Origin of the sequence: Streptomyces sp. NPDC002870, from assembly GCF_042888505.1 — a bacterium.
Taxonomy (GTDB): domain Bacteria; phylum Actinomycetota; class Actinomycetes; order Streptomycetales; family Streptomycetaceae; genus Streptomyces.
Genome location: NZ_JBIAPW010000050.1, coordinates 37028 through 44252, shown reverse-complemented (window position 1 = coordinate 44252; position 7225 = coordinate 37028). Strand labels below are relative to the sequence as shown.

Genomic DNA, 7225 nt, shown 5'->3' with positions numbered 1-7225 from the left:
CCGCGGCGCGCCCCCCCCCCGGCGCCCCCCCCCCCCCCCCCGCGCCCCCCCGGCCGCGCGGGGGGGGGGGCCCCCCCCCCCCCCCCCCCCCCCCCCCCCGGCGCCCCGCGCCACGTCAGGGCCGTGACACCGCTCCATGTCCAGTAGGGGCTTTGTTGGTTGGTCCGTAGGCCGGCCGGCAGTGCGTCATTGGCCATGGGTATACCCACGGCCGCGCGCGTTGTCGAAAACCCAGCTCAGGACACGAAGTCTCATTGGAGTACCAGGAGTTCCAAGCGCCAAGGCATCACGAGGGCCGTCCTCACTGTGGCCCACCGGTAGAGGGCTTGTTGTGCCGTGGTTTCACGGTGGCCGCATGACCTTTGGTGGTGCGTCCGCGTGGTGCAGCGGCCGAGGTCACCCTTCGGCCTCGGCCAGGTGTGCATGCGAAGCGCAGGGGCGGCGCGGGCGCGGTGGTGTGCGGGGTCAGGCTGCCTGGGATGCGGTGGTCAGCGACTGGGAGCCGAGGATGTCCTCGCCGTACAGGTCCTGCACCCAGTTGGTCTGGTAGACGGTCTCCAGATACCGCTCACCCAGATCCGGGGCGATGGCCACCGCGGTCAGCTCCCGTCCCTCCTGCCGGGCCAGCCAGTCCATCGCGCCGCTGACCACTGTGCCGGTGGAACCCCCGAACAGGAACCCACGGCCGGCCAGTCGGTGACAGGCCCGGATGGTGTCGGCCTCCGGAACGCACACCACATCGTCGACATAGGACTCGTCCAGCAGCGGCGGGCGCCTGCTGGTGCCCAGGCCGGGAATCATCCGCCGGCCCGGGGCGCCCCCGAAGGTCACCGAGCCCACGCTGTCGACCGCCACGATGCGCACCGGCCGGTGCCACTCGCGGAAGTAGCGCGCGCAGCCCATCAGAGTCCCGGTGGTGCCGGCCCCGACGAACAGCACATCCAGGCCCGGGAACTGCCGGGCGATGGCCGGGGCGGTCCTGCGGTAGTGGGCCATGCCGTTGCTGGGGTTGGTGTACTGGTTGAGCCACACGTAGCGGTCGTCGGAGGCGCACAGAGCGCGGACGTGGTCGATGCGCGCTCCGAGGAAGCCGCCGACGGGGTCGGGCTCGGTGATGACGTGGACCTGGCTGCCCAAGGCCTCCATCATCATCCTGGTCGCCAGGTTGCAGCGGGAGTCGGTCACGCACAGGAACCGGTAGCCCTTGCTGGCTGCGATCATGCTCAGGGCCACGCCCAGGTTGCCCGAGGACGACTCGACCAGGACCGAGTCAGGAGTGAGCAGGCCGTCGCGTTCGGCGGCCTCGACCATTTCGGTGGCGGCCTTGAGTTTGATCGAGCCGGCGAAATTGAAGCCCTCGCACTTGAGGAACAACGGGTGCCCGAAGATTCCCTCAATGTCGACGTAGAGGTCGTCCTCGTTGAAGGCCTCGGGAACGGATATGACGGGCATGGTCGTCTCCTCGACTGCGGCGGAGTCCCTCCCGGCCGTTGATCCGTCTCGTCGCGGCCCGGGGAAGAATTCGGCGGCGAGTTGCGACTCGCCGGAACACCTCCAGTACGCCCGAATCGGAGCAGCCTCGTCATGTCACCGAAATTCGGGACTTGACACACACCCTGTTCGCGCTTAGGCGGCCGTGGTCATGCCCGGGGGAGGGGCTGAACCGGCCATCGGTACCAGGGGCATCCGCCCTTTCCGGGCCTGGCCACGACTGTCCAGCCCCGCGATCTGCCCCACCGGGGTACCTGGACCGCCACGCGGAAAACGCTGGGCCAGACGGGGCGGTCGACGCAATTCACGGCGATTTCTCGCGAATTGAAAGGGTGCCCGTGATACGCGGTCGCAGGCCGGGCGACGCGCACAGAAAGCAAGGGAACACAGGGTGATGACCGGCAGATCGGTCGGGCTATCAGGGCCGGTGTGTTGCGTCAAGTCCCGAAATTCAGGGGCAGGACAGGAACTCGCCGGCCGGGCCTACTGGGCAGGCGGGCATCACGAATCCGTCCGCGCCGACCGACGGCCACCGAAACGTCTTCAAGGAGCTCACGTGCTAGGGAAATCTGTCGAGGTCTTGACGGCTGATCCGGCTGACATCTCGACCCTCCAGGACGCCCGCCCGGCGAACGGCACCGAGAGGCTTCTGGCCGAGGTGCTGGCCGGCGTCGTGCGCGTCGAGCAGGTGCCGCCCGACAGCCACTTCTTCAACGACCTGGGCGCCGATTCCCTGGTGATGGCCCAGTTCTGTGCGCGGGTCAGGAAACGGGCGGACCTGCCGACGGTGTCGATGAAGGACATCTACCGGCACCCCACCATCCGGAGCCTGGCCACCGCGCTCGCCGACGCCGCGCCCACCCCCGTCCCGTCGTCGGCCGAGGTGCCAGCCGGGGTGCCCGCCGAGGTGCCGACCGGGGGGTCGGCCGAGGTGCCGGCACCGGCCGGCACGCCGCGCTACGTCCTGTGCGGAACGCTGCAGCTCCTGATCTTCCTCGGCTACTCCTACCTCACCGCCCTCGTCGCCGTCGAAGGCTACGAGTGGATCTCCGCCGGCTCCGGTCTGCTCGACCTTTACCTGCGGTCGGTCCTGTTCGCCGGCGCGAGCTTCCTGGGCCTGTGCACCCTTCCGGTCCTGGCGAAGTGGACGCTCATAGGCCGCTGGAAGACCCGGGAGATCCCTGTGTGGAGCCTGGACTATCTGCGCTTCTGGGCCGTCAAGACCCTGATCCGCACCAGCCCCCTGCGCCTGTTCGTCGGGTCGCCGCTCTACGTGCTCTACCTGAGGGCGCTCGGCGCACGGATCGGCAAAGGGGTCACATTCCTCTCCCGCACGATCCCGGTCTGCACCGACCTGCTGACCATCGGGGAGGGCACGGTCATCCGCAAGGATGTGCTCATCTCCTGCTACCGCGCCCACGCCGGCCTGATCCAGACCGGCACGGTCACCCTTGGCGCCCACGTCCTCGTCAGCGAGCACACGGTCCTCGACATCGAGACCTCGATGGGCCAGGGGGCCCAACTGGGCCACGCCTCCTCCCTGCACGCCGGCCAGGCCGTGCCCGACGGCGCAAGCTGGCACGGGTCCCCGGCGCAGCCGACCGAGGTGGACTACCGGACGGTCGGCCCTGCCGACTGCGGCACCTTGAAAAGGGCCGTCCACTGCGTCCTGCAGCTGCTGAACATCCTGGTGGTGTGTCTGCCGCTGGCGATGGGCGGCGGCAGCGTAATGCTCGCCGAAATCCCGCAGCTGAATACGCTCCTGCACCCGGAGCCGGTGGCGTTCACCAGCGCGGCGTTCTACCTGGATGCCCTGACCGTCTCCGTCGTCCTCTTCCTCGGCTCCGCACTCGCAGGGCTCCTCGTCGTGGGCACCGTGCCACGCGTGCTCAACCGGGTCATCAAGCCCGGCAAGGTCTATCCGCTGTACGGCTTCCACTACGGCATCCAGCGGGCGATCGCACTCCTGACCAACCGGAAGTTCTTCACCACCCTCTTCGGCGACAGCTCCGGCATCGTGCACTACCTGCGCTACCTCGGATACGACCTGTCCCGCGTCGAGCAGACCGGGTCGAACTTCGGCACGATGGTCAAGCATGAGAGTCCGTACCTGAGCTCTGTGGGCAGCGAAACGATGGTCGCCGACGGGCTGTCCATCATGAACGCCGACTTCTCGAGCACGTCCTTCCGGGTGTCCCGGACGTCGATCGGGCCCCGCAATTTCCTCGGGAACGCCATCGCCTACCCCTCGCAGGGCAGGACCGGCGACAACTGCCTGCTCGCGACGAAGGTCATGGTCCCGATCGACGGACCGGTGCGAGAGGGCGTGGGCCTGCTGGGCTCGCCCTGCTTCGAGATCCCGCGCACGGTGATGCGTGACAACAAGTTCAACCACCTGGAGACCGGCGACGAGCTGCGCCGCCGCCTGGCCGCCAAGAACAAGCACAATGCCGTCACCGCCGGCCTGTACCTGCTGGTGCGGTGGATCCATTTCTTCGTGATCACTCTCATCACGATGGGCGCAGTCGACGTCTACCCCTCGATCGGCGCGTCGGCGTTCGCGCTGGCCGGCGTACTCACCCTCGCGTTCACCGTTGTCCACTTCGCTCTGTTCGAACGGGCCGTCACGGGATTCAAGCCCCAGAAGCCGCTGTACTGCTCGATCTACGAGCCCTCCTTCTGGCGGCATGAACGCTTCTGGAAGATGGCTTGGAGCGAGTACGTCCAGGTCTTCAACGGCACCCCGTTCAAGAACATGGTCTGGCGGCTGCTGGGGGCCCGGATCGGCAAGCGGGTCTTCGACGACGGCTGCTCCTTGCCGGAGCGCACCCTCGTCACCATCGGCGACGACAGCACGCTGAACGCCGGGACCGTGATCCAGTGCCACTCGCAGGAGGACGGCGCCTTCAAGTCCGACCGCAGCGCCCTCGGCAGCGGCTGCACCCTCGGGGTCGGCGCCTTCGTCCACTACGGCGTGACGATCGGCGACGGCGCCCTGCTCGCCCCCGACTCCTTCCTCATGAAGGGCGAGGAAATCCCCTCGCACGCCCAGTGGGGAGGCAACCCGGCCCGGGAAATGCCGGACAGCAAAACCCGCCTTGAGACCAGCCAAGTACACGAGGCCACCTACGCAGCCCCGGCACGCGGCAACTGACCGCAACTGACACCGCGACACCAGCAACAAGCAGAGGAAAAGACCCGATGACAACGCATGTGAGTCGTACCCGGACCGGCCGGGAGTACTGGCGCGGCGTACTGACAGCCGGCGGTTTCACCCCGGCCCCGCGCTGGACCCTCCACCCAGTGACCGGCGTGGGGGAGTACGAGACACCGGCCCCCGACGACACCGTGACCGGGCTGCGCCGGCTGGCGGGCGAGCTGGCGGTGCCGCTCAGTTCGGTCCTGCTGACCGCGCACGCCAAGGTGCTCTCGGCGCTGTCCGGCGAGCAGGAGATCACCACCGGCTACGTCGTCGACAGCGGCGGCCTGCTGCCGTGCCGGCTGACCACCGCACCCGCCTCATGGCGGGAACTGCTGCAGAATACCCACCAGGTCGCCGCGGAACTGCTGGCACATCAGGACGTCCCGGCGAAGGACATCGACGCTCTGAGTCGCGAACTGGGCCTGACCGGGCCGTCGTTCGAGACCGTCCTCGATCCCACCGCGATCGACGCAGACCTCACCGGGGACACCGCGCTGCGGGTGGGCATCCGTCACCACGACGGCCGGCTCGTACTGCGGCTGCGCTACCGCACCGAGATGCTCGATGCCGACAGCGCCGCCCGTATCGCCGGCTATCACCTGACCGCGCTCGCGCTGATCACCGCCGACCCCGATGCCGAACACGCACGCCAGAGCCTGCTGTCCGCCGAAGAGCTGCGGTTCCAGCTCGAGCAGCTGGCCGGACCGGTCCGGGAGTTGCCCGATACGCGGGTGCATGAGCTGTTCGAGGACCGGGTGCGGATGCATCCGGATGCTGTCGCCGCCGTGCACGCCGACCGGCAGTGGACCTATGGGGAGCTCAACTCCCGGGCGAACCGGCTGGCCCGCGCCCTTGTAGCCCGCGGGCTTGCCCGCGAAGGCGTCGTCGCGGTGGTGACCGAACGCAACCTGGACTGGCTGGCCGCCGTCGTCGCGGTCTTCAAAGCCGGAGGTGTCTACCTCCCCATCGAGCCGCACTTCCCGGCCGAACGCATCGCTGCCACCCTCTCCCGCGCCGAATGCGCCCTGGTGCTGACCGAACCCGGCAGCACCACCACCGTCGACCAGGCTCTCGACTCCCTGCCCGGAGTCGAGAGGCTCTTCGTCGACACGGCCTACGAAGAAGACCACGCCGACGATGATCTCGGCATCCACGTCACGTCCGACCAGCTCGCCTACATCTACTTCACCTCCGGTTCGACCGGTGAGCCGAAGGGCGCGATGTGTGAACACGCCGGCATGCTCAACCACCTCTACGCCAAGATCGACGACCTGAAGGTCGGCGAGGGACAGGTGGTGGCCCAGACCGCGCCGCAGTGCTTCGACATCTCCCTGTGGCAACTGGTCTGCGCGCTGCTGGTCGGTGGGCGGACCTTGCTGGTCGAACAGGACGTCATCCTCGACGTCCCCCGCTTCCTCGACACCATCACCGACGGCAAGGTCACCGTCCTGCAGGTCGTGCCCTCCTACCTCGAAGCCGTCCTGACCGAGCTCGAACAGCGCCCCCGCACGCTGCCCGACCTGGGGTACGTGTCGGTCACCGGCGAGGCGCTGAAGAAGGAGCTCGCCGAGCGCTGGTTCACCGCCCAGCCCCGGATCGGGCTGGTCAACGCCTACGGGCTGACCGAGACCTCGGACGACACCAACCACGACGTCATGGACCGGGCGCCGGAACGCATCCTGCTCGGCCGCGCGGTCAACAACGTGCGCATCTACGTCGTCGACGAACACCTCACACCGGTGCCACTGGGCGCCCCGGGCGTGATCGCGTTCTCCGGGGTCTGTGTCGGCCGCGGCTACATCAACGACCCCGAACGCACTCAGGCGGCCTACCTGGCCGATCCGCACCGCGAAGGTATGCGGCTCTACCTCGGCGGCGACTACGGCCGCTGGCACCCTTCGGGGAAGCTGGAGTTCCTCGGCCGCCGCGACGCCCAGGTCAAGATCCGCGGGTTCCGGATCGAGATCGGCGAGATCGAGAACACCCTGCTGCGCCTCCCCGGTGTCCGCGACGGCGCGGTGGTGGTGGCCGGACGCGCCGACCAGAGCAAGCACCTGGTCGCCTTCTACTCCGGCCCCAACCCCCTCGACACCGGGGCCCTTACCGACCGGCTGGGTGCCTCGCTGCCCGCTTACATGGTCCCGGCGGCCTTCCACTGGCGCGAAAGCCTCCCGCTGACCGCCAACAGCAAGATCGACAAGAAGGCACTGGTGGCGCTCGCCGCGGAACTCGGCACCACCGAGGACGACCACGAGCCGCCGGCCACACCGACCGAGCAGCGGCTGGCGGCCGCCTGGGCGAAGGTCCTCGGCGTCCCACAGGACCGGATCGGACGCCGCGACCACTTCTTCGACCGCGGCGGCACCTCCCTCTCGGCCGTGAAGCTCGCCATCGCCCTGGACCGCGCCGTGTCGCTCAAGGACGTCACCGCACACCCGGTCCTCACCGACCTCGCCGCCCTGGTCGACAACGGACCCGAGCGCCACGCAACCGAACTACTGACCCCCTCCTGAACCACATCGAAAGGAATGA

General features: G+C 68.6%; 3 protein-coding genes. 2 read left to right on the top strand and 1 reads right to left on the bottom strand.

The genetic code is table 11. The annotated features are described in order from the left end of the window. Positions 1–465: 465 nt before the first annotated feature. A complete protein-coding gene (gene sbnA / locus ACFYWY_RS35840; RefSeq protein ID WP_389194917.1) occupies positions 466–1452 on the bottom strand; it encodes a 2,3-diaminopropionate biosynthesis protein SbnA in 987 nt (328 codons plus the stop codon). Positions 1453–2047: 595 nt separating this feature from the next. Here sbnA and ACFYWY_RS35835 point away from each other — a divergent pair. Next, positions 2048–4645 (top strand): Pls/PosA family non-ribosomal peptide synthetase, encoded by a 2598-nt coding sequence (locus ACFYWY_RS35835; RefSeq protein ID WP_389194914.1) that lies wholly within the window; start codon positions 2048–2050, stop codon positions 4643–4645. A gap of 47 nt (positions 4646–4692) precedes the next feature. Next, positions 4693–7206, top strand: coding sequence for an amino acid adenylation domain-containing protein (locus ACFYWY_RS35830; RefSeq protein ID WP_389194911.1), 2514 nt, complete (start codon positions 4693–4695; stop codon positions 7204–7206). Positions 7207–7225: the final 19 nt, after the last annotated feature.

Coding starts and splice junctions, on each gene's coding strand:
- sbnA (WP_389194917.1), bottom strand. CDS start 1,452: ATGCCCGTCATATCCGTTCCCGAGGCCTTCAACGAGGACGACCTCTAC.
- ACFYWY_RS35830 (WP_389194911.1), top strand. CDS start 4,693: ATGACAACGCATGTGAGTCGTACCCGGACCGGCCGGGAGTACTGGCGC.